17 protein-coding genes are annotated in these 21314 nt (G+C 66.4%); 13 read left to right on the top strand and 4 right to left on the bottom strand.

Going from position 1 to position 21314, the window contains the following annotated elements:
* Positions 1-122: 122 nt before the first annotated feature.
* Positions 123-797: a GntR family transcriptional regulator gene (locus tag OQZ28_RS06070; RefSeq protein WP_458135484.1), complete on the top strand. Its 675-nt coding sequence runs from the start codon at positions 123-125 to the stop codon at positions 795-797.
* Between the two features lie 24 nt (positions 798-821).
* Here the strand turns inward: OQZ28_RS06070 and minE are convergent, their stop codons facing one another.
* The 3 genes from minE to minC all read right to left on the bottom strand — a co-directional run bounded on the left by minE (position 822) and on the right by minC (position 2756).
* On the bottom strand, positions 822-1097 hold the full coding sequence (gene minE / locus OQZ28_RS06065) for a cell division topological specificity factor MinE (RefSeq protein ID WP_130730166.1): 276 nt from the start codon (positions 1095-1097) through the stop codon (positions 822-824).
* On the bottom strand, positions 1097-1909 hold the full coding sequence (gene minD, locus OQZ28_RS06060; protein ID WP_172155997.1) for a septum site-determining protein MinD: 813 nt from the start codon (positions 1907-1909) through the stop codon (positions 1097-1099). Before minD ends, minE begins: the two co-directional genes overlap by 1 nt.
* A gap of 112 nt (positions 1910-2021) precedes the next feature.
* Complete coding sequence (gene minC / locus OQZ28_RS06055; RefSeq protein WP_458135483.1) at positions 2022-2756, bottom strand: septum site-determining protein MinC; 735 nt, start codon at positions 2754-2756, stop codon at positions 2022-2024.
* Positions 2757-2935: 179 nt separating this feature from the next.
* On the opposite strand from minC, the gene fzlA reads away from it, so the two are divergent.
* From fzlA to OQZ28_RS06020, 7 genes are all read left to right on the top strand, one after another.
* The gene (gene fzlA, locus OQZ28_RS06050; protein WP_130730163.1) at positions 2936-3604 is read left to right on the top strand and encodes an FtsZ-binding protein FzlA; all 669 of its coding nucleotides are present in this window, start codon (positions 2936-2938) and stop codon (positions 3602-3604) included.
* 3 nt (positions 3605-3607) lie between these two features.
* Positions 3608-4840 carry an NAD(P)/FAD-dependent oxidoreductase gene (locus OQZ28_RS06045; protein WP_458135482.1) on the top strand — a complete coding sequence of 411 codons (1233 nt, stop codon included), beginning with the start codon at positions 3608-3610 and terminating at the stop codon, positions 4838-4840.
* Positions 4841-6217, top strand: a complete 1377-nt coding sequence (locus OQZ28_RS06040) for an MBOAT family O-acyltransferase (RefSeq protein ID WP_458135481.1) — start codon at positions 4841-4843, stop codon at positions 6215-6217. It begins immediately after the preceding gene.
* Between the two features lie 312 nt (positions 6218-6529).
* The gene (locus OQZ28_RS06035) at positions 6530-7918 is read left to right on the top strand and encodes a replication-associated recombination protein A (protein WP_458135480.1); all 1389 of its coding nucleotides are present in this window, start codon (positions 6530-6532) and stop codon (positions 7916-7918) included.
* Positions 7915-8892, top strand: coding sequence for an RluA family pseudouridine synthase (locus OQZ28_RS06030; RefSeq protein ID WP_458135479.1), 978 nt, complete (start codon positions 7915-7917; stop codon positions 8890-8892). The genes OQZ28_RS06035 and OQZ28_RS06030 overlap by 4 nt, the downstream gene beginning before the upstream one ends.
* A 31-nt stretch (positions 8893-8923) precedes the next feature.
* Entirely contained in the window at positions 8924-11410 is a 2487-nt protein-coding gene (locus OQZ28_RS06025) for an AsmA family protein (RefSeq protein ID WP_458135478.1), read from the top strand.
* A complete protein-coding gene (locus OQZ28_RS06020) occupies positions 11407-12168 on the top strand; it encodes an ATP12 family chaperone protein (RefSeq protein ID WP_458135477.1) in 762 nt (253 codons plus the stop codon). The genes OQZ28_RS06025 and OQZ28_RS06020 overlap by 4 nt, the downstream gene beginning before the upstream one ends.
* Before the next feature lie 286 nt (positions 12169-12454).
* Here the strand turns inward: OQZ28_RS06020 and ispF are convergent, their stop codons facing one another.
* On the bottom strand, positions 12455-13624 hold the full coding sequence (ispF, locus tag OQZ28_RS06015) for a 2-C-methyl-D-erythritol 2,4-cyclodiphosphate synthase (protein ID WP_458135573.1): 1170 nt from the start codon (positions 13622-13624) through the stop codon (positions 12455-12457).
* Positions 13625-13881: 257 nt separating this feature from the next.
* Between ispF and dusB the strand changes: the two genes are divergently transcribed.
* From dusB to ntrX, 5 genes are read left to right on the top strand one after another with little or no spacing between them, the layout of a single operon-like run.
* Positions 13882-14943: a tRNA dihydrouridine synthase DusB gene (gene dusB, locus OQZ28_RS06010; protein ID WP_130730156.1), complete on the top strand. Its 1062-nt coding sequence runs from the start codon at positions 13882-13884 to the stop codon at positions 14941-14943.
* Positions 14940-16085 carry a two-component system sensor histidine kinase NtrB gene (locus tag OQZ28_RS06005; RefSeq protein ID WP_130730155.1) on the top strand — a complete coding sequence of 382 codons (1146 nt, stop codon included), beginning with the start codon at positions 14940-14942 and terminating at the stop codon, positions 16083-16085. The genes dusB and OQZ28_RS06005 overlap by 4 nt, the downstream gene beginning before the upstream one ends.
* A 31-nt stretch (positions 16086-16116) precedes the next feature.
* On the top strand, positions 16117-17571 hold the full coding sequence (ntrC, locus tag OQZ28_RS06000; protein ID WP_130730154.1) for a nitrogen regulation protein NR(I): 1455 nt from the start codon (positions 16117-16119) through the stop codon (positions 17569-17571).
* Positions 17572-17621: 50 nt separating this feature from the next.
* Entirely contained in the window at positions 17622-19835 is a 2214-nt protein-coding gene (locus tag OQZ28_RS05995; RefSeq protein ID WP_242621690.1) for a sensor histidine kinase NtrY-like, read from the top strand.
* The gene (gene ntrX, locus OQZ28_RS05990) at positions 19825-21216 is read left to right on the top strand and encodes a nitrogen assimilation response regulator NtrX (protein ID WP_110566806.1); all 1392 of its coding nucleotides are present in this window, start codon (positions 19825-19827) and stop codon (positions 21214-21216) included. Before OQZ28_RS05995 ends, ntrX begins: the two co-directional genes overlap by 11 nt.
* The last annotated feature ends 98 nt before the right edge of the window (positions 21217-21314 follow it).

Here is a 21314-nt window from a genome sequence, read left to right as displayed (position 1 = left end):
ATAAACCCGAGAAAATGGGGGTTGAGGCAGGTTTTTCGCCTGCACAGGCGTTGCCATTCACGTCCAGATCATTATTGATCTGAATTAATAAGACCTATTTGCATTAAGGATTACTCAAGCGCATGGTAGCATTCACCGCAGGCCAGCCCGAAAAGCTTCCCCGCCGCGCCTTGAGCGAGGAAGCCTATGATCATGTGCGTCGTGGGCTGATCCGTAGCCGGTATCGCTCGGGCGAACGGCTGGTCCTGCGCCCGCTTGCCGCTGAGCTCGGGCTGAGCCCCACGCCGGTGCGCGAGGCGCTGCTGCGGCTTGTGTCCGAGCATGCGCTGGAACTCAACGACCGCAATACCGCTGTCGTGCCCGCCATGACCCAGCGCAGCTTTGCCGAGATCCATGATTTGCGGATGGATCTTGAAATGCGCCTTGCCGCCGCCGCCGCCCAGCGCGCCTCTTCCAACGGCATCGAGGCGCTGGTCATCCTGCAGCACCAGTTCATGGATGCCTCGCGCGCGCGTGATGACGGGGGCATGGCGGCTTTCAACGCCGATTTTCACACCACGGTGGCCACCCTGGCCGAACTGCCACTTACGGCCAACATCCTGCGCAACCTGTGGATGCGGATCGGGCCGATCTATGCCCTGTCACGCCCGATGATCCAGGTCGAGCACGAAGGTCGCACCCACCCGCATGAAGAACTGATCATGGCCCTGCGCCAGCGCGACGTGACCGCCGCCCAGGCGGCGGTCACGCGTGATTTCGAGCATGCGCGGCGCTGGATCGAGCCCCGCCTGTCGTAACCGGCGGGGCTGGCTGGGGCCGCCTTAAGGCTGGCCCGAGGGGCGCATCTGCGGCACTTCGATGTCGATTTCCAGCATCGAGACGGAATTGCCGCGGTCCAGTTTCACCTGGACCTTGTCCTGATCAACGGCGATATGCCGCTTGATCACTTCAAGAATTTCGGCCTGGAGCTTGTTCAGCAGGTCGGATTCATTGCCATTGCCGGTGCGCTCATGGGCCAGCAGGATCTGCAGGCGGTCACGCGCGACGGGGGCCGAGGTCTTGGAACCGCGGCCAAAGAAGGAACCGAACAGGCTCATCAGCTTTTCCCCTTGAACAGGCGTGCCAGCAGGCCCTTGCGTTCAACCGGTACGGTTACTTCCAGCTTCTCGCCTTCCAGCCGGCGCGCGGCTTCGGCATAGGCGCGGGCGGGCGGGCTGTCGGGGCTGCTCAGGGTGACCGGCGCGCCCAGGTTGGAGGCGCGCAGCACTTCCTCGCTTTCGGGGATGATGCCGAGCAGCGGGATGGACAGGATCTCGAGAACATCCTCGATGCGCAGCATCTCGCCACGGGCGGCGCGGGCGGGGTCATAGCGGGTGAGCAGCAGGTGCTTCTCGATCTTGCCGCCGCCCTTGGCCTTCTCGGTCGTGCTGTCGAGCATGCCGATGATGCGGTCGCTGTCACGCACCGAGGAGACCTCGGGGTTGGTGACCACGATGGCATGGTCGGCATGGTACATGGCCAGCTGCGCGCCGCGCTCGATGCCGGCGGGGCTGTCGCAGATCACCCAGTCGAACTTTTCACGCAGCTGCGCCATCACGCTGGCCACGCCCTCGGCGGTCAGCGCATCCTTGTCGCGTGTCTGCGAGGCGGGGAGGATGGAAAGCGTCTCGATCCGCTTGTCGCGGATCAGCGCCTGCGAGAGCTTGGCATCACCCTGGATGACATTGATCAGGTCGAACACCACGCGCCGCTCGGCCCCCATGACCAGGTCGAGGTTGCGCAGCCCGACATCGAAATCGACCACCACCACATTCTGGCCGGTCTGTGCCAGCGCAGCCCCGAGTGCTGCCGTGGACGTTGTCTTTCCGACGCCGCCCTTGCCGGATGTGACAACCAGCACTTTTGCCATGGGGGTAGTTCCTTGAGCGCTTTTGGGGGGTGTTTTCTTGTTCATGACCTGATGGATACGGTTGTAATATGGATGGGCGCGCATGATGCGCAACGGGGGCGGGACTTAAGGCTCAGGGTTTGCGGCCCCTGATTGTGGGCGGAACAAGCGGCTGGACCACAAGTGTGTCATTATTGAGAATGATCTGCGCCGGTTTTTCAACATAGCGGGGGTCGATTTCCTCGGCGGTGATGTAATAACCGTCGATCGCCAGCAGTTCGGCCTGCATGGAATGGGCGAAGATGCGGGCATCGGGCTGGCCGTTCATGCCTGCTATGGCGCGCCCGCGCAGCGGGCCATAGACATGGATCGACCCGCCTGCCGTCACCTCCGCTCCCGAGCCGACCGAGCCGAGGATGATGATGTCGCCATCAGGGTTCATGATCACCTGGCCGGAACGGATCGGCTGTTCGATGAGCATCGAGCCCCCGCGGGGCGGCTCGATGGGGGCAGGGGTCGTGTCATCGGGTATGTCCACGGCCCCCGAGGCGCGTCCGCCCTGAAAGCCTGCGGGCCAGTCCCACCCCGCGCAGGCGGGCCAGGTGGCGTCGCCGCCTTCGATTCCGATGATGCGGATGCCGCGCGCGCGCAGCGCGGGGTACAGTTCGGCCAGCCCTTCGGTCCCGGCCTCGAGCAGCGAGAGGTCGAGAATGACCGGCTTGCCCGCGAAAAAGGCGCTCGATCGCGCGATCTGGGCATCAAGGCCCGCCAGCCAGTCGGCCAGCAGGGGTTCGGGTGAAAGGACCAGGGCCAGGAAGGACCGGCCACGGGCGCGGATCTTGGGTGTGGGACGCAGTTCGTCTGGCAACGTGTTCCTGTCCTGCTCTGGGTCAATGGGGCCTGTCTGTTTCAGCTACCGCGCCGGGCTGCGACTGTCGAGGAAATCCTGCCTGTTTAAGGGCATTTACGGCCCGTTCCGCATCGATATGGGCACGCGTGCGCACTCGGGGCTTGGCGAAGGGCGTGGCAATGCAATAAAGCGGGAACATGCGCATCCTCTACCACCTTCCCCTTTCGCCCTATTGCCGCAAGGTTCGCCTCGTGATGGGTGAAAAACGGCTGCCGTTTGAACTCAAGATCGAGCGTGTGTGGGAACAGCGCCCCGACTACCTTGATCGCAACCCCGCCGGCACCGTGCCCATGCTGCAGGAGGATACCGGGCTGTGCATTCCGGATTCGTGGGTGATCTGCGAATACCTTGAGGAAGCCTATCCCGACACCCCGCTGCTGGGCCGCACGCTGGCCGAGCGGGTGGAGGTGCGCAGGCTGGTGGTGTGGTTTGACGAGAAATTCGGCCGCGAGGTCTCGCGCAACCTGCTGACCGAGAAGGTGTACAAGCGCATATCCGGCAGCGGCAACCCCGATGGGGCAGCACTGCGGGCGGGGTATGCCAACATCCGCACCCATCTGTCCTATATCGACTGGCTGGCCGAAACGCGGCGGTGGCTGGCGGGCAACCAGCTCTCGCTGGCCGATTTCGCGGCGGCTTCCCATCTGTCATGCCTCGACTTCCTTGATGATGTGGACTGGTCGCGCGCGCCTGCCGCCAAGGACTGGTATGCCCGCGTCAAGAGCAGGCCGTGCTTCCGCTCCGTGCTGCAGGACCGGATTTCCGGCTTTACGCCGCCCGCCCATTACGCGGACCTGGATTTCTAGCGCATGGCAGTGCAGGGCCCCGGTCATGATGCCATCGTGCTGGGCGCGGGGGCCGCGGGCCTCATGGCCGCCGCCACGGCAGGGCAGGGCGGCGTGCGCGTTGTGGTGCTTGACCACGCGCAGCACGCGGGGCGCAAGATTCTCATATCCGGCGGTGGGCGGTGCAACTTCACCAACATGGATGCAGGCGCGGGGCAGTTCCTGTCCGCCAACCCGCACTTCGCCAAATCGGCGCTGGCGCGGTACACCCCCGCCGATTTCCTGGCCCTTGTGCAGCGTCACCGCATTCCCTGGCACGAGAAGGCGGCGGGCCAGCTCTTCTGTGACCGTTCGGCGCGTGACATCGTGGACATGCTCATGCGCGAATGTGCTGCAGGCCATGTGGAGATGCGCCTGTCGCACCGCATCATCGATGTTGCGCGTGATGGGGCCGGGCAGTACCGCGTCGAGACCGACCACGGCGTGTTCCATGCGCCGAGCCTGATCGTGGCTACTGGCGGGCTGTCGATTCCCAAGCTTGGCGCCACGGGGCTGGCGCATGACCTGGCGCGCCGCTTCGGGCTGGGCATGGTGGCTCCGGCGCCCGCCCTCGTGCCGCTGACCTTTGGCGCGCGCGACATGGCGTGGATGGAACCGCTGGCCGGGCTTTCGGTCAATGTGGGCATTGCCTGCCATGAGGGCACGGGGCGGCAGGCGCGGCATGTCACCTTCCGCGATGGCATGGTGTTCACCCATCGGGGGCTGTCGGGGCCTGCCATCTTGCAGGCATCATCGTACTGGCAGCCGGGTGAAGCACTCGAGATCGACCTGCTGCCCGGCATCAATGCGGCGGCGCGGCTGCTCGAGATCAAGCGCGACCGCCCGCGCGCGGGCGGGGTGGCCATGCTGTCCATGCTGCTGCCGCAGCGCCTGGCGCAGCTTTTCGCGCAGTCCTGCCTGCCCGAAGGCCAGCTTGCGGGCCTGCCCGATTCGGTGCTGACCGATACGGCCGACATGCTCGGGGCATGGCGGCTCAACCCGCATGGCACGGAAGGCTACGTGAAGGCGGAGGTCACGCGCGGCGGCGTGGATACGGGCTGCCTCTCCTCGCGTGATATGGAAGCGCGTGACGTGCCGGGGCTGTTCATGGTGGGCGAGGCGGTGGACGTGACCGGCTGGCTGGGGGGCTACAACTTCCAGTGGGCGTGGGCCAGCGGGCATGCGGCGGGGCAGGCCGTGGCCGAACGTCGCGGCTGAATGCTGTTTGCGGGCCAGCCTTTCCTGCTCGTTTTCCTGCCGCTGGTGCTGGGGCTGTATTATGCCGTAGCCGCCAGCAGGGCCGCGCGGCAGGGTGTGCTCATTGCCGCCTCGCTGGTCTTTTACGGGGTGTGGGACTGGCGGTTCGTGCCCTTCCTGCTGGGCATGACAGGCTTCAGCCAGGGTGTTGCCGTGCTGTGGGGGCGCACCCGGTGGCGGGGCTGGCTGTGGCTGGGCATTGCGGGCAACCTCGCGGTGCTGTTCGGCTTCAAATACGCATTCTGGCTGGCAGGCTGCGTGCTGGCCGCCATGGGCCATGCCCCTGCGCCATGGCCGGTGATCCTGCCGCTGGGGCTGTCGTTTTTCGTGTTCCAGAAAATATCCTACCTCGTTGACCTCGGGCGCGGGCAGGCGCGGGTTTATCGGCTGGCGGATTTTGTGGAGTTCGTGACCTTCTTCCCGCAACTCGTGGCAGGCCCCATCGTGCGGCATAACGAACTGATCCCGCAATTCGATGCCAGCCCGCGCGGACCTGCCATGTGGGAGAACCTCGGGCGCGGCTTCCTGCTGCTGCTGGTGGGGCTGGGCAAGAAGGTGGGGCTGGCCGATACGCTGGGCAGCATCTGCACGCCGGTGTTCGAGGCCGCCCATATGGGCCATGCTCCCGCACTGGGGGCGGCATGGTTGGCGGCCGTGAGCTTCATGCTCCAGATCTATTTCGATTTTTCCGGCTATTCTGACATGGCGATCGGCATGGCGCTGATGATGGGCATCCGCCTGCCATTCAATTTCAATGCGCCTTACCGCGCCGTATCGGTGCGTGACTTCTGGCGGCGGTGGCACATGACGCTGTCACGCTTTTTGCGGGATTACGTCTATATCCCGCTGGGTGGCAACCGCTGCGCGCCCGCGCGGCAGGCGGTGAACGTGATGGCCACCATGGGGCTGGCGGGGCTGTGGCACGGGGCGGGGTGGAATTTTGTGGCCTGGGGCCTGCTGCATGGCGGAGCCCTCGCCACAGCCCATGCGTGGGATCGCACCGGGCGCGCCCTGCCACGGGCCGTGGGCTACGTGCTGACCATGCTGTTCGTGCTGTTGACATGGGTGGTGTTCCGCGCCGCCGACCTGCCCGCGGCAGGGCGCATGCTGGCGGGGATGACGGGCATGCATGGCGGCGGCAGCGTAACGGTAGCCCACCCCGTGGTGCTGGGCCTTGCGCTGGCCATTGCGGTGATCAGCCCCGCCTCGCAGCAGGTGGTGCTGGAGCGCGTGCGGCCCGCGCCGTGGCTTGCGGTGGCGGCCGGGATCGCCTTCGTGCTGCTGGTGTTTCTGGTGGGTGGCAGGCCACCGGAGGCGTTCATCTATTTCCAGTTCTGAAAAAACCGTGCAGCCAACGTCGCTTTTTTGAAAGAAGGCAGCGCCCGGAAACTTTCATTCTGTGGATATATTGCGATATTCACGCTGCCTGTTGCGCAATCCATGAAATTTAAAAACCAGCCTGTAAACCAGCCCAAAACCGGAAGGAAGTTTCTGGTGAAGCTTTTTTCAAAAAGCTTCAAAAGCCCCCGTTTTTCAAGATAACATCGCCAGTATCATGCAGCCGGGACTGGTATTGGCCATGATGCTTCCCAATTTATGCAGATACAGCCCATAATGGGGTACGATTGCACCACCTACAGGCAGGAGCACATGGCAGGCAGGCGAGACAGCATGGATGATAGCCCGGCAGACCTGTTTGGCAATGCGGCTCCGCAGCCCTCCGCGCGTGGCCCGGTCGCATTTCCGCAGGCGCCTTCCGCCCAGCCCGCCCGCAACCAGCCCCTGGCCGACCGCCTGCGCCCCACCACGCTTGATGAGGTGGTGGGTCAGGACCACCTGCTCGGCCCCGATGGCAGCCTGCGCCAGATGCTGGCCCGTGGCTCGCTTGCCAGCCTGATTTTGTGGGGCGGGCCGGGCGTGGGCAAGACCACCATCGCCCGCCTGCTGGCCGCCGCCGCGGGCCTGCGCTTCGTGCAGCTTTCGGCCGTGTTCTCAGGTGTTGCCGACCTCAAGCGCGCGTTCGAGGAAGCCCGGCGCACGGCGGCCTCGGGCGGTGGCACGCTTTTATTCGTTGATGAGATCCACCGCTTCAACCGCGCCCAGCAGGATGGCTTCCTGCCGGTGGTGGAGGATGGCACCGTGGTGCTGGTGGGGGCCACGACCGAGAACCCCTCTTTTGCGCTCAACAGCGCATTGCTCTCACGCTGCCAGGTGCTGGTGCTGCACCGGCTGGATGATGCGGCGATGGAGCAGCTGCTCGACCGCGCCGAGGCTACCACCGGCAGGCCCCTGCCGCTCACGCCCGAGGCCCGCGCCACCCTGCGCGCCATGGCCGATGGGGATGGGCGCTACCTGCTCAACATGGTCGAGCAGCTTCTTGCCCTGCCGCCGCAGCGCGAGGCGCTTGACCCCGCCGCCCTGTCACGCCTGCTCGCCCGCCGCGCGGCGCTGTACGACAAGGACCGCGAGGAGCATTACAACCTCATCTCGGCGCTGCACAAATCCCTGCGCGGTTCCGACCCCGATGCCGCACTCTACTGGTTTGCCCGCATGCTCGAAGGCGGCGAGGACCCGCGCTACATCGCCCGCAGGCTCACCCGCTTCGCCGCCGAGGACGTGGGCATGGCCGACCCCCACGCCCTGCCGCTGGCGGTTGCAGCATGGGAGACCTTCGAGCGCCTTGGCTCGCCGGAGGGCGAACTGGCACTGGCGCAGCTTGTGGTGCATCTGGCCACGGCGCCCAAGTCGAATGCGGTATACAAGGGCTACAACATGGCCCGCCGGGCCGCGCGTGCTACCGGCAGCCTCATGCCGCCAGCCCATATTCTCAACGCGCCCACCACGCTGATGAAGGATATCGGCTACGGCAAGGGCTACGAATACGACCATGATTCGGAGGGCGGCATATCGGGGCAGAACTACTTCCCCGATGGCATGCGCAGGCCGAAACTGTACCAGCCGACCGACCGGGGATATGAACGCGAAGTCGCGCGACGGCTGGACAGTTGGAACAGAGTGCGCGAAAGCCGTGGGTCATGAGTGTCGTTACCCTTACCGTCAGCGATGACGAAGCCGATATCCGCCTCGACCGCTGGTTCCGCAGGCATTACCCGCACCTGACGCAGGGCGCGTTGCAAAAGCTGTGCCGCACGGGGCAGGTGCGCGTGGATGGCAGGCGCGCCACCGCCGCCACCCGGCTCGCACCCGGGCAGGCCGTGCGCGTGCCGCCCATACCCAATGCCAACCGGCCGCCGCCGCTCGCGGTCAGGCCGCTTGATGAGCGGCAGGTACGCGAGATCAACGAGATGGTCATCTACCGCGATGACCATCTGATCGTGCTCAACAAGCCCGCAGGCATTGCCGTGCAGGGTGGCCCCGGCATCACCCACCATATCGACGCGCTGCTCGAAGGCCTGCGTGAAAACGCCGATGACCCGCGTCCCCGCCTTGTCCACCGCATTGACCGTGATACGTCGGGCCTGCTGCTGGTCGCCCGCACGCCGGGTGTGGCCGCCAAGCTGGCCGCCGCCTTTCGCGGGCGTGACGTGCACAAGGTTTACTGGGCCGTGGTGGTGGGGCGGCCGTCGCCTGCCACCGGCATCATCGACCAGCCTTTGACCAAGCTGGGCGCGGGAGCAGGGGCCATCAGCGTGGTGGCCGAGCGGGGTGATGCGGATGCGGTGCATGCCCTGTCGGAATACGAGGTGCTTGATGCAGCGGCGCGCAAGATGTCGTGGCTCGCACTCTCGCCGCTGACAGGCCGCACCCACCAGCTGCGCGTGCATTGCGAGGCGCTGGGCAACCCCATACTGGGCGACCCGAAATATGGTGGTGACAAGGCGCATGTCACCGGATTTGCCGACAGGCTGCACCTGCATGCCCGCAGGCTGGAACTGCCGCACCCCGCAGGCGGCACGCTGGTGGTCGAGGCGGAGCTTTCGCCCCACATGCGCGAGACATTCAGGCAGATCGGGTTTGTTGCCCCGGCCGCCGCACCGGCCCGGCGCAAATAACGCCGCCCGGCACCACAGGACAGGAAGTAAAATGGCACAGAACGGAAATGCAAAACGGATCCTGATCGGGGGCGCGGTCGCCCTTGTGGTGATAGCGGGCGGCGGGGGGCTGGTGCTCAAATCCATGCTCGACCCCGATGCCGTGCGCGCCAAGGCCATTGCCGCGATTGAAAAACAGACCGGCCGCCAGGTGCGCATGGGCGCGCTGGAGTTCAGCGTTTTCCCCACCCTTTCGCTTTCCGTGAAGGATGTGGGCCTGTCTGACATGGCGGGCGGGGCCTATACCGACATGGTCACGGCGGACAGCCTGCAGGCCAGCGTGGGCCTGATGGCGCTGCTGCACCACGAGATCCAGCTTGATGGCCTGAAGCTCGACCATCCGGTCATCCACCTCGAGCGCACCGAACAGGGCATGGCCAACTGGCGCCTCACCCCCACCGGCGCGCAGGCCACCGCAAAGCCGGATGCCACGACCCAGCAGGCGGCATCGGACTGGAAGGTGCAGATCGGCAGTATCCGCATCAGCAATGCCGATGTGGACTGGGATGACCGCCTTTCAGGCAGCAAGGGCAAGGTCGTGCTCGACCACATCAACCTGACCGATGTGGATGGCAGCAAGCCCGAGATCGACGTGGCGGGCCATAATGATACCGGCAGCTTCACGCTGGCGGGGCATACGGGGTCGATCAACCTCACCTCCACCGCGCGCTCCGGCTGGCCGGTGGCGCTCAAGGCGGCCTTCAAGGCAGGCGGCGAGCAGGTGGGCCAGCTTGCGCTCGATGGCACCGTGGCCGATCCCGACCACATGAAGGGCTACAACGTCACGGTTGATGGCAACATCGCCAGCCTCAAGGCGATCGACGCCTTTGTGCCGGGGCTGAGCCTGCCCGACGTCCGCCGCCTCACCCTCAAGGCCAATGTGGTTGACGGGAGTGCCGCCGACAAGGAAGGCAGCGTGCCGCTGCTCAACTCCCTGCACCTCGACACGGGCGCGGTCGATGCGGGGCAGTACCTGTCGGGCCTGACCCTGCAGGGCCTGTCGATCGATGCGCCGGGGCCCAAGGATGCGGTCACCATCAACAGCCAGGGCCAGTGGCAGGGCAAGGGGCTGAAGCTGACCGGAACCCTCGGCTCGCTCCAGCAACTTGACGCGGCGGTGATGTCGCACCTTGCCGAGGCGCTGCCGCTGTCGCTCGACCTGTCGGGCGATCCGGGTTCGCTGCGGGTGGCGGGCACGCTGGGCGGCTCGCGCGCGGTGGTCAATGTCACGGCCACGGCAGGCCAGCTGCCGCTGCCCAATGGCGCGGTGCTCGATCATCTTGATGCCTCGACCCATCTGGTGAGCGAGGATAACGGCGCGCATTTCCAGCTTTCCGATCTGGTGGTCAAGAGCACGCAGCTTGCGCTCAAGGGCGGGCTTGACCTGTCCGTGCATGGTGGCGCGGGCGGGGTGCCGCTGGTCAGTGGCACGATCGATGCAAGCTGGCTCAATGCCGATGCCCTGATGGGCCCGCCCGCGCAGGCGGATGCGAAAAAGGTGACGGCGGCGCCCGCGCAGACCAAGGCGAATGATGACGCCCTGCCGTTTGATGAACTGCGCAAGCTGGACATGGACCTGCGCCTGACGGTTGCGCAGATGGAATTCGAGGGCGATACGTACCGCAATGCCCTGACCCATATCAACCTGCGCAGCGGCGTGCTGAAGGTTGACCCCCTGCAGGCCGAGGGCACGGGCCGCCACCTGTCGGGGCAGTTCGAGGTGGATGCCACTGCGGGCAAGACCCCCACCGTTTCGGGCACCATCGGCACGCTGGTGCTGCCCGCCGCCTGGCTGGAGAGCAAGGCCGGGCTTTCGAACATGGTGCAGGGTGCGTTGCAGGTGGTCGGTTCGGTCAGGACGCAGGGCAACACCCGCACCGAACTGCGTAACGGCATGAACGGGCACCTGGGCGTGTCGATGGTCAATGGCACGGTCAGCGGCAGCGCGCTGGGCGAGATGCTTGGTGATGCCGCGCGGGGCGCGCTGGGCTCCGGCCCGATCGCGCTGCGCTGCTTCGGCCTGCACATGGCCATGGCCGATGGCACGGCCAATGTCGATACCATCGGCGTGCAGACCAATGCGCTGACCGTGACCGGCAAGGGCACGGTGGGCATGGTGTCGCAGGCGCTTGACCTGCACCTGGTGCCGCAGCTCATGATCAGCGGCACCGGGGCCTCCGTGCCGCTGCGCGTGGGCGGCACGCTCGGTGCGCCGCGCCCCAAGATGGATGCGGGCTCCGACGGGCGTTATGCCATCGGCCTGCTGCTTGGTGGCTCAAACAGCAATGCCGTGGCCGATCCCTGCCCGGCCACCCTCAAGGCCGCGCGTGAGGGCGCAACCGGCCCCGAACCCACCACGGCAGCGCCCAAGGCGGAAGGCGGCGCCAATGGCGCGGCTGGCCTGATTGGCAACTCCAAGGCCTCGCCCGACGTGAAAAAGGTGGGCGGCCTGCTCAAGGGGCTGGGCATCCTGAAATGATGAAGGATGGCGTACGCCCCCCCACGCCCCAGACCGCGGGCCTGCGTCGGCGGTTCTGGGTCACGGCTGCGATCAGCCCGGTTGCCGGGGGCGGCTTTACGGTGGAGCTCGACGGGCGGGGCATCCGCCTGCCCGGCGGCACGGCGCTGTGCGTGCCATCGCGCGCGCTGGCACAGGCCATTGCCGATGAATGGATGAAGGCAGGCGGGGAAAAGGGCGGCCATTTCACGCCCGATGACCTGCCCATGACCCGCATCGCGGGCACCATGATCGAGCGCGTGGCCCCCGACCCGGCAGCGCAGGTTGCGGCCCTGCTGCATTATGTGGATGGCGAGTTGCTATGCTACCGCGCCGATTATCCGGCCCCCCTGTGCCGGCAGCAGCAGGCACAGTGGGACCCGCCGCTTGCATGGCTGCGCGCGCGCCATGGCATCGACATGGCGGTCACGACGGGCATCATGCCGCTCGTGCAGTCACCCGCCGTGCATCACGCATGGCGGGCGCTGCTGACGCCGATGGATAACGCCACTCTGGCAGCTCTTGGCGTGATGGTGCCCGCGATGAAAAGCATCGTACTGGGGCTTATGGTCGTGACCGGTGCGCTGCCTGCGGCAAAGGCCGCCGGGATTGCCAGTGTGGACGAGCGCAGCCAGATGGAAACATGGGGCGAGGACGCGAAACTGCTCGAAGCCCTGCGCGGGCAGGCTGTGGAGGTGGAGGATGCGGCGCGCTTCCTCCAGCTCTGCCGGGGCGTGTGAAAACGCCTACTGTTACAGGACTGCCCGCCGACCCACATGGTTGGGTAGTGAGACAACACCCATCTCCTCCCCCGAAAGTCTCGGCAATCAGGTGGATGGCGGCAGGGCCAGGGGGCGCTTCTCCATATGCAAGGGCCAGGACCTGTTTGCCAGCGACGGTGACGATCCTGACATTGACCGTGACGGATCACTCAAGCCATCGAGAAAATCAAAAGCTTCAAAAAAAATGCTGCCTTCCTGAATAAAGGCAGCATCCAAAAACTTTTATTTCTGTTTTATCCCCGCCTCAGGGCACCAGCACCGTGGCGCTGGCCAGGCAGGCAATGCCTTCCTCGCGGCCTGTAAAGCCGAGGCGCTCGGAGGTGGTGGCCTTGACCGAGATGCGGTCGACATCAACCTTGAGCAGCTCGGCAAGGCGGGCGCGCATTGCCTCGGAATGCGGGCCGATCTTGGGGCGCTCGCAGATCAGCGTGACATCGGCGTTGACCAGCATGCCCCCGCGCTGGCGGATGCGCTCGCCTGCATGCACCAGAAAGCGCGCGCTGTCGGCATCCTTCCATTCATTCTGGCTGGGCGGGAAGTGGCGGCCAATGTCACCCTCGGCCAGGGCGCCGTAAATGGCGTCGCACAGCGCATGGATGCCCACATCCGCATCGGAGTGGCCCGCAAGGCCGCGCGTGTGCGGCACGTTGATGCCACACATGATGAGCGGGCGGTTCTCGGCAAAGGCATGCACGTCGTAGCCCGTGCCGGTGCGCGGCAGCAGGGTCGGGCCGATCAGGCGTTCCAGTCGCACCAGATCCTCCTTGTAGGTCAGTTTGATGTTGTCTTCCGCACCCGGCACGATGGCTACGGGGTGGCCCGCCTTTTCCAGCAGGGCGGCGTCATCGGTGGCATCGGCGGCTTCGGCCGCGCGGTGCAGGTCGCGCAGCAGCCCGAAGCGGAAGCCCTGTGGCGTCTGGGCGCGGAACAGGTCGGTGCGCGGCACGGTATCGGTAATGATGCCATCCTTCGCGCGCTTGATGGTGTCGGCCACGGGCACTGCGGGGATCACGCCCGCATGCCCGGCCAGCGCCGCGATCACGCCCTCGGTCACGCTGGCGGGCACGTAGGGCCGCGCGCCGTCATGGATCAGTACCAGGTCGGGGCGCTCGCCCCCGGGCAGGCGGTCAAGCGCCTCAAGGCCTGCGCGCACGCTGGCCTGGCGCGTCTCGCCACCGGGCACCACGGGCAGGACCGCGCAGCCCTCGGGCGCAAAGCCTTCAAGCGCACGGGCCAGCAGGGCTGGATCGCCCACCGGCTGGATGAGGCCGACATGAGGGGCAAGGGCATCCGCCGCGTGGCGGATGACGGGCCAGCCGCCGAGCGTGACATACTGCTTGGCGACTGGGGTCGCGGTCTGGGCGCTGTACCGGCTGCCCTGGCCCGCGGCGAGAAGAATGGCTGCAACACGCATGATGCGGAGCAATGCGGCCATGTGGGCCGCGCGTCAAGCATTGTGCGCGGGCAGGGGCAATGTCGGGGCTGTTCCGGCCGCCCTTTCGGGGTGTCACAATCGGGCAAAAATGTTCGTTGCGTGCCCCGAAGCTGATTGCACGGGGCGGCGGGAGCAGGTATTCTGCCTAAATCATAAGCATTCTTGATGGATAATGTAGCTGGCCCGTTTCCACATTGCCGCATGCGGCTGGAAAGCCAGCGGGGAAGTAGGGTTTCATGTCGTCTCAACTGCTCTCGCCCATTGATCTGGGTGGCGGGGTCATTCTCAGGGCGCCGGTCATTCTCGCACCCATGGCGGGGGTGACCGACCTGCCGTTCCGCAGGCTGGCGCGCAGCCTCGGCGCGGGGCTGGTCGTGTCGGAGATGATCGCGTCATGGGCTATGATCCGCGAGAACGAGACCACGCTGCGCATGGCCGAAGTGGCCGATGATGGCCCCAATTCGGTCCAGCTTGCTGGGTGCGACCCCGAGGCGATGGGTCAGGCGGCACGGATCGCGGTTGATCGCGGGGCGGACATCATCGACATCAATTTCGGCTGCCCGGTCAAGAAGGTGGCCGTGGGCCAGCTTGCAGGCTCCGCCCTGATGCGTGACGAGGCCCATGCCGGCCGCCTGCTTGAGGGCGTGGTGCGCGCGGTCAATGTGCCCGTAACACTCAAGATGCGCATGGGCTGGGACCATAACAGCCTCAACGCCCCCACACTGGCCCGGATTGCACAGGAATCGGGCATTCGCATGGTAACCGTGCATGGCCGCACCCGCCAGCAGTTCTATAACGGCACGGCGGACTGGCATTTCGTGCGCAACGTGGTCGATGCGGTTGACCTGCCGGTCATCGTCAATGGCGATATCCTGAGCGTGGAGGATGCCCGCGTGGCGCTGGAGCGCTCGGGCGCGCAGGGTGTCATGATCGGGCGCGGCTGCTATGGCCGCCCGTGGTTCCTGGCCCAGGTGGCGCGCGCGCTCATGCATGGCGAGGATATTCCCGAGCCGGACCTGGTGGCGGAAAAGGCCATCGTGCTCAGGCATTACGGCATGATGATCGACCATTTTGGCGCCCATCCCGGCCTGCGGCTGGCGCGCAAGCATGTGTCATGGTACTCGGCGGGCCTGCCGGGCTCGGCGGGGTTCCGCGCTGCCGTGAACAAGATGGACACGGTCGATGGCGTGGTCGGCATGATCCATGAATTCTATGACGGGCAGATTGCGGCAGGCCATGTGCGCGGGCCGCGCCCCTCCACCGTGGAGGCGGAAAGGGCCGCAGCGCGCGCGGCATGAACCAGACCCCGCCCGCACCTTCCGGCCATGTACCCTGCGCGCCCGATAACGTAACGGGCAACGGGCGGGTCATACTCGATTCGCTGGCCCTGCCGGTGGTGGTGGTGCGCGCCGATAACGCCATCGGCTACGTCAACAGCGCCGCCGAGCCGTTTTTTGGCATGTCGCGCGCGCATCTGGTGCAGATGCGCCTGACCGATATCCTGCCCGGTGACAGCCCGCTCTTTTTGCTGATGGAACAGGTGCGCGCCCAGGACCATACCGTGGTCGAGCACGAGGTCACGCTTGAAAGCCCGCGCCTGCGCCACGAGGGCGTGACCGTGCAGGGCGCGCCCGTGATGGAGGAGCCCGGCTCGGTCGCGCTGACATTCCATGATTTCTCGGCCGTGAAGGTGCTGGACCGCCAGCTCACCTTCCGCTCGGCCGCGCGCAGCGTTGCGGGCATGGCGGCCATTCTGGCGCATGAGGTCAAGAACCCGCTCTCGGGCATAAGGGGGGCGGCGCAACTGCTCGAAACCTCGGTGGGCGAGTCAGACCGCGAACTGGCCGTGCTGATCCAGGACGAGGTCAACCGCATCCGCGACCTTGTGGACCGGATGGACATGTTCAGCGACCGGCCGCTCGAGCGCAGGCCGGTCAACATCCATCGCGTGCTCGAGCATGTGCGCAGGCTGGCCCAGCAGGGCTTTGCCGCCGATATCCGCTTCGAGGAAGTCTATGACCCCTCGCTGCCGCCGGTATGGGGCAACCGCGACCAGCTGGTGCAGGTGCTGCTCAACCTGGTGAAAAACGCCGCCGAGGCCCTGCACGACCACCCCGAGGGCGACGCCCCGCCACAGATCACGCTCACCACCAGCTACCGCCCCGGCATCTGGGTTTCCACCGGGGCGGGCAGTCAGCGCGTGCAACTGCCGCTGCTGGTTTCGGTGCGCGATAACGGGCCGGGCATTCCCGAGAACATCCGCCCGCACCTGTTCGAGCCGTTCCTCACCACCAAGACCACGGGCAGCGGGCTGGGGCTGGCGCTGGCGGGCAAGATCGTGGGCGACCATGGCGGCGTGATCGAGGTGGAAAGCCGCCCCGGCCGCACCGAGGTCCTGCTGCACCTGCCTGTCGTGACCGAAGACCGTGGCACGCCCTGAAGCCCTGCCAGAGTTGAGAGATTTATAGCGTATGTCGCTGCCGACCATTCTTGTTGCCGATGATGACCGCTCCATCCGCACGGTGCTGAGCCAGGCGCTTGGCCGCGCGGGCTATCAGGTCCGCGCCACGGCCCAGGCCTCCACCCTGTGGCAGTGGGTGGAGGAAGGCGAGGGCGACCTCGTGATTACCGACGTGGTCATGCCCGACGAGAACGGGCTCGACCTCATTCCGCGTATCCGCCGCATCCGCCCCGACCTGCGCGTGGTGGTGATGAGTGCCCAGTCCACGCTCATGACGGCGGTCAAGGCCACCCAGCGCGGCGCGTTCGAATACCTGCCCAAGCCCTTTGACCTCAAGGAAGTGCTGGCCGTTGTCGCCCGCGCGCTGGCCACCCCCGCCATGCCGGTGCAGCCTGCGGTGGTGGCCCCCCGGCCTGAGGAGCAGATGTCGCTCATCGGGCGCTCGGTGGTGATGCAGGACATCTACCGCATCATCGCCCGGCTCACGACATCGGACCTGACCGTGATGATTACGGGCGAGAGCGGCACCGGCAAGGAACTCGTCGCCCGCGCCCTGCATGATTACGGGCCGCGCCGGGCGGGGCCGTTCGTGGCCATCAACATGGCCGCCATTCCGCGCAACCTGATCGAGAGCGAACTGTTCGGCCATGAGCGCGGGGCCTTTACGGGGGCGACGAGCCGGGTGGCGGGCCGCTTCGAGCAGGCGGCGGGCGGCACGCTGTTCCTCGATGAGATTGGCGACATGCCGCCCGAGGCCCAGACAAGGCTGTTGCGCGTGCTGCAGGATGGCGCGTTCACCACCGTGGGCGGCACCGTGCCCATCCGCGCCAACGTGCGCATCATCGCCGCCACCCACCGCGACCTGCGCCAGGCGATCCGTGAAGGCAACTTCCGCGAGGACCTGTACTACCGCCTGAACGTGGTGCCCATGCGCCTGCCGCCCCTGCGCGAGCGGGTGGAGGACATTCCGCTGCTCGCGCGCCACTTCCTTAATGAGAACGCCGATGGCGCGGGCAACGTGCGCGTGCTCGATGAGGCGGCGATGGCCCGCCTGCAGGCCTATCGCTGGCCGGGCAACGTGCGCGAGCTTGAAAACCTGATGCGCCGCATCACCGCACTCCACCCGCAGGAAAGCATCGGGGCCGACATCATCGATGCCGAACTGGCTGAAGTCAGCAGCAGCGGCGCGCCGGGCGAGGGGGGCGGCAGCACCGAAACCCTGGCCGAGGCGGTCGAGCGCCACCTCAAGCGCTTCCTCGCCGCGGGCGCGGGGCAGGATGACATGCCCATGAGCGATATCTATGACAAGGTGATTGCCGAGGTGGAGCGCCCGCTCATTGCCATGATGCTCTCGGCCACGCGCGGCAACCAGATCCGCGCCGCCGCCATGCTGGGGCTGAACCGCAATACGCTGCGCAAGAAGATCCGCGATCTCGACATTCCCGTGGTGCGCGGGGGGGCATGACCACGCCTGCCCCGTCGCGCCCCGGCGTTGCCTACCGCCTGGCGCGGCGCATGCTCGACATGCTCGTGCGCCGCAACGTGGCGCTGGTGCTGGTGCTGCTCGCCCTCGTGCTGGGGGTGGCGACCTTCGTGGTGCTGTCGGGCGGCAATTCGCTGGCCCATCACCCGCAGATACAGGCGCTGGTGTTCATCCTCAACTTTCTGGTGCTGCTGCTGCTGGCCACCTCCCTGACCGAAAAGGTGGGCCGCGTGCTGGCCGAGCGGCGCAACGGGCTGGCGGGCGCGCGGCTGCATGTGCGGCTGGTCACGCTGTTCGGCATCGTGGCGGTGGCGCCCACCATCGTGGTGGGCACGTTTGCCGCCGTGTTCTTCCATTACGGCATCCAGATCTGGTTCAGCGACCGGGTGAACACCGCGCTGAACGAGGCGCTTGAAACCTCGCGCGGCTACCTGCAGGAGCATAACGCCAATATCCGCACGGAGGCCTTCTCGCTGGCCAACTACCTGGTCAGCGCCCAGAACGCGCTGGCCGGCTCGGGCGATGACCTGCTGCACAACCCTGACGCGCTCTCGCAGGTGCTGGATTCGCAGGCCACCCTGCGCGGGCTGGACGTGGCGGTGGTGTACGATCCGTTCACCAACACGGTCGTGGCCTCGGGCGGGCTGATGGGGCGCACGGCCAACATGAAGGACCTGCCGCCGCCCGCCGCCACCCTCATGGCCCGCACCAACGAGATCGCAATCCTGGATTCGGCGGATGAAAAGACCGTCCGCGCGGTGGTGACGCTGGGCGATACGCCGCCGCTCATGCTCATGATCGCCCGCCCCGTCGACCCCGACATCCTCGAGCACATGCACCGCACCGAGCAGGTGGTGGCCGACTACCAGCGCCTCAATGGCAATCGCGGCAAGATCCAGTTCACCTTCGTGCTCATCTTCGCGCTCGTGGCGGTGCTGGTGCTGGGTGCCGCCATCCTGATCGGGCTGATGCTGGCCAACCAGATCGTGCGCCCGCTCGGCCTGCTCATCCTGGCGTCCGAGCGGGTGAGCAAGGGCGATCTCGACAGCAACGTGCCCGAGGGCGACCGCGATGACGAGGTGGCCAGCCTGTCACGCGCCTTCAACCGCATGACCACGCAGCTTGCCACCCAGCGCGCCGAGCTGATCCAGGCCAACAACCAGATCAATGAACGCCGCCGCTTTACCGAGGCCGTGCTGTCAGGTGTTTCGGCAGGCGTGATCGGCCTGGATTCGCAGCGCATGATCGAGCTGCCCAACCGGGCGGCCAGCGTGCTGCTGCACCGCGACATGGCCGAGTGCGTGGGCCATCCGCTGATCGAGGTGGTGCCCGAACTGGCCGACATGCTCGACCGCATCGCGCATGATGGCGCGCGCGAACTGACGGGCGAGGTGCAGGTGCTGGCAGGTGGCCGGGCCTGCACGCTGCTGGTGCGAATCGGTGCGGAAATGCAGGGCAGCGTGGCCGGTGTCTCGGCCGAGGGCTATGTGGTTACGTTTGATGACATAACAGCCCTGCAGGTGGCGCAGCGCAAGGCGGCCTGGGCGGACGTGGCGCGCCGCATCGCCCATGAGATCAAGAACCCGCTCACCCCCATCCAGCTTGCCGCCGAGCGGCTCAAGCGCCGCTTCCTGCGCGAGATTTCATCCGACCCCGATACGTTCGTGCAATGCGTGGACACCATTATCCGCCATGTGGGCGATATCGGGCGCATGGTGGATGAATTTTCCGCCTTCGCCCGCATGCCCCAGCCGGTGATGCGCAACGAGGACCTCTCGCGCATCGTGCGCGAGGCGCTGATCCTGCAACGCAACGCCCACCCCGAGCTGGTCTATGATGTCGACCTGCCCGACCGGGGGCCGATCGTGCGCTGCGATCGCAGGCTGGTGGGCCAGGCGCTGACCAACCTGTTGCAGAACGCGGCCGACGCCATCGCCATGCGCGTGCCCGATGCGGTGCCGGGCGGGGATGGCGTCATTGGCCACATCCGTATTACATTGGAAAATGACGGCGCGCATGTTCGCCTGCGCGTCGAGGATGACGGGATCGGGCTGCCGGTCGAGGATCGCGCCCGGCTGACCGAGCCCTATGTGACGCACAAGCCCAAGGGAACCGGCCTGGGCCTTGCGATCGTCAAGAAGATTCTTGAAGATCATGGCGGCAGCATCGGGCTTGAGGACAATGCCGGGGGCAGGGGAGCTGTGTCGACGTTGATTTTGCCGATAAAGGACGACCATGGGGCATGAAATCCTGATCGTCGATGATGAGCCGGATATACGGCTCCTTATCGAAGGCATTCTGGCCGATGAAGGATACGAAACGCGGCTGGCGGGCGATTCCGATTCCGCCATCGCCGCCTTCAGGGAGCGCCGGCCCGCGCTGGTGGTGCTTGATGTCTGGCTGCAGGGTTCACGGCTCGATGGGCTGGGCATCCTCAATGTGCTGCACAAGGAGGAGCCGTCCGTCCCGGTCATCATGATCTCGGGGCACGGCACCATCGAGACCGCCGTTGCCGCCCTGCAGCATGGCGCGTACGACTTTATTGAAAAGCCCTTCCAGGCCGACCGGCTGCTCGTGGTGGTGCGCCGCGCGCTCGAGGCCTCGCGCCTTGCGCGCGAGAATGCCGAGCTGCGCCTGCGCGCGGGCTCGGGCACCGTGCTCGAGGGGCGCAGCGCCGCCATTGCCGCCGTGCGCAACCAGATCGACCGTGTGGCACCGACGGGCTCGCGCGTGCTGATCTCGGGGGCGGCGGGCACCGGCAAGGAAGTGGCGGCAAGGATGATCCATGCCAGCTCCCGGCGCGCGGAGGGTCCGTTCATTGCGCTGAACTGCGCCACGCTCGCCCCCGGCCGGTTTGAGGAAGAACTGTTCGGCATCGAAGGCAGCGACGATGGCACGGGGCGGCGCACCGGCGTGCTCGAGCGCGCCCATGGCGGCACGCTGCTGCTTGATGAAGTGTCCGACATGCCGCTGGAGACGCAGGGCAAGATCGTGCGCGCGCTGCAGGACCAGACCTTCGAGCGGCTGGGCGGCTCGCGGCGGGTCAAGGTGGATGTGCGCGTGCTTGCCACCACCAATCGCGACCTGCAGGCCGAGATCGGGCTCGGGCGCTTCCGCGAGGATCTGTACTACCGCCTCGCCGTCGTGCCGCTGCGCATTCCCAGCCTGCGCGAGCGGCGCGAGGACATTCCCGAGCTTGCCCGCATGTTCCTTGACCGTGCGGCTGAAAACGCGGGCCTGCCGCTGCGCGAGCTTTCAGGCGATGCCATCGCGGCCCTTCAGAGCTACGAATGGCCGGGCAACGTGCGCGAGCTGCGCAACCTGATGGAGCGCCTGCTCATCATGATGCCGGGCAACAGCACCGACCCCATCCGGGCCGACATGCTGCCTTCCTCGGTGGGGGACGGGGCGCCCGCGCTGCTCAAGTTCGATTCTGACGAGGATGTGATGAGCCTGCCGCTGCGCGAGGCGCGTGACCTGTTCGAGACCCAGTACCTTCAGGCGCAGCTTTTGCGTTTTGGCGGGAACATCAGCCGTACCGCAGGCTTTGTGGGCATGGAGCGCAGCGCGCTGCACCGCAAGCTCAAGCAGCTTGGCGTAACATCGGAGGACCGCAACGCAGGATGAGCTTTTGCCCACCTGACGCATGCCTGCTAGACAACGAACCGTGATACGGATGGTGGCAACGCCGTAGCATGACACGTGACTGTGCCGTGTTGATTTTC

It is taken from the genome of Komagataeibacter sp. NFXK3 (assembly GCF_054182245.1).
The sequence above is the reverse complement of the archived record's forward strand: the minus strand, read 5'-3'. Positions and strand labels throughout refer to the sequence as shown.

Coding starts and splice junctions, on each gene's coding strand:
- OQZ28_RS06070 (WP_458135484.1), top strand. CDS start 123: ATGGTAGCATTCACCGCAGGCCAGCCCGAAAAGCTTCCCCGCCGCGCC.
- minE (WP_130730166.1), bottom strand. CDS start 1,097: ATGAGCCTGTTCGGTTCCTTCTTTGGCCGCGGTTCCAAGACCTCGGCC.
- minD (WP_172155997.1), bottom strand. CDS start 1,909: ATGGCAAAAGTGCTGGTTGTCACATCCGGCAAGGGCGGCGTCGGAAAG.
- fzlA (WP_130730163.1), top strand. CDS start 2,936: ATGCGCATCCTCTACCACCTTCCCCTTTCGCCCTATTGCCGCAAGGTT.
- OQZ28_RS06045 (WP_458135482.1), top strand. CDS start 3,608: ATGGCAGTGCAGGGCCCCGGTCATGATGCCATCGTGCTGGGCGCGGGG.
- OQZ28_RS06040 (WP_458135481.1), top strand. CDS start 4,841: ATGCTGTTTGCGGGCCAGCCTTTCCTGCTCGTTTTCCTGCCGCTGGTG.
- OQZ28_RS06035 (WP_458135480.1), top strand. CDS start 6,530: ATGGCAGGCAGGCGAGACAGCATGGATGATAGCCCGGCAGACCTGTTT.
- OQZ28_RS06030 (WP_458135479.1), top strand. CDS start 7,915: ATGAGTGTCGTTACCCTTACCGTCAGCGATGACGAAGCCGATATCCGC.
- OQZ28_RS06025 (WP_458135478.1), top strand. CDS start 8,924: ATGGCACAGAACGGAAATGCAAAACGGATCCTGATCGGGGGCGCGGTC.
- OQZ28_RS06020 (WP_458135477.1), top strand. CDS start 11,407: ATGATGAAGGATGGCGTACGCCCCCCCACGCCCCAGACCGCGGGCCTG.
- ispF (WP_458135573.1), bottom strand. CDS start 13,624: ATGCGTGTTGCAGCCATTCTTCTCGCCGCGGGCCAGGGCAGCCGGTAC.
- dusB (WP_130730156.1), top strand. CDS start 13,882: ATGTCGTCTCAACTGCTCTCGCCCATTGATCTGGGTGGCGGGGTCATT.
- OQZ28_RS06005 (WP_130730155.1), top strand. CDS start 14,940: ATGAACCAGACCCCGCCCGCACCTTCCGGCCATGTACCCTGCGCGCCC.
- ntrC (WP_130730154.1), top strand. CDS start 16,117: ATGTCGCTGCCGACCATTCTTGTTGCCGATGATGACCGCTCCATCCGC.
- OQZ28_RS05995 (WP_242621690.1), top strand. CDS start 17,622: ATGCTCGACATGCTCGTGCGCCGCAACGTGGCGCTGGTGCTGGTGCTG.
- ntrX (WP_110566806.1), top strand. CDS start 19,825: ATGGGGCATGAAATCCTGATCGTCGATGATGAGCCGGATATACGGCTC.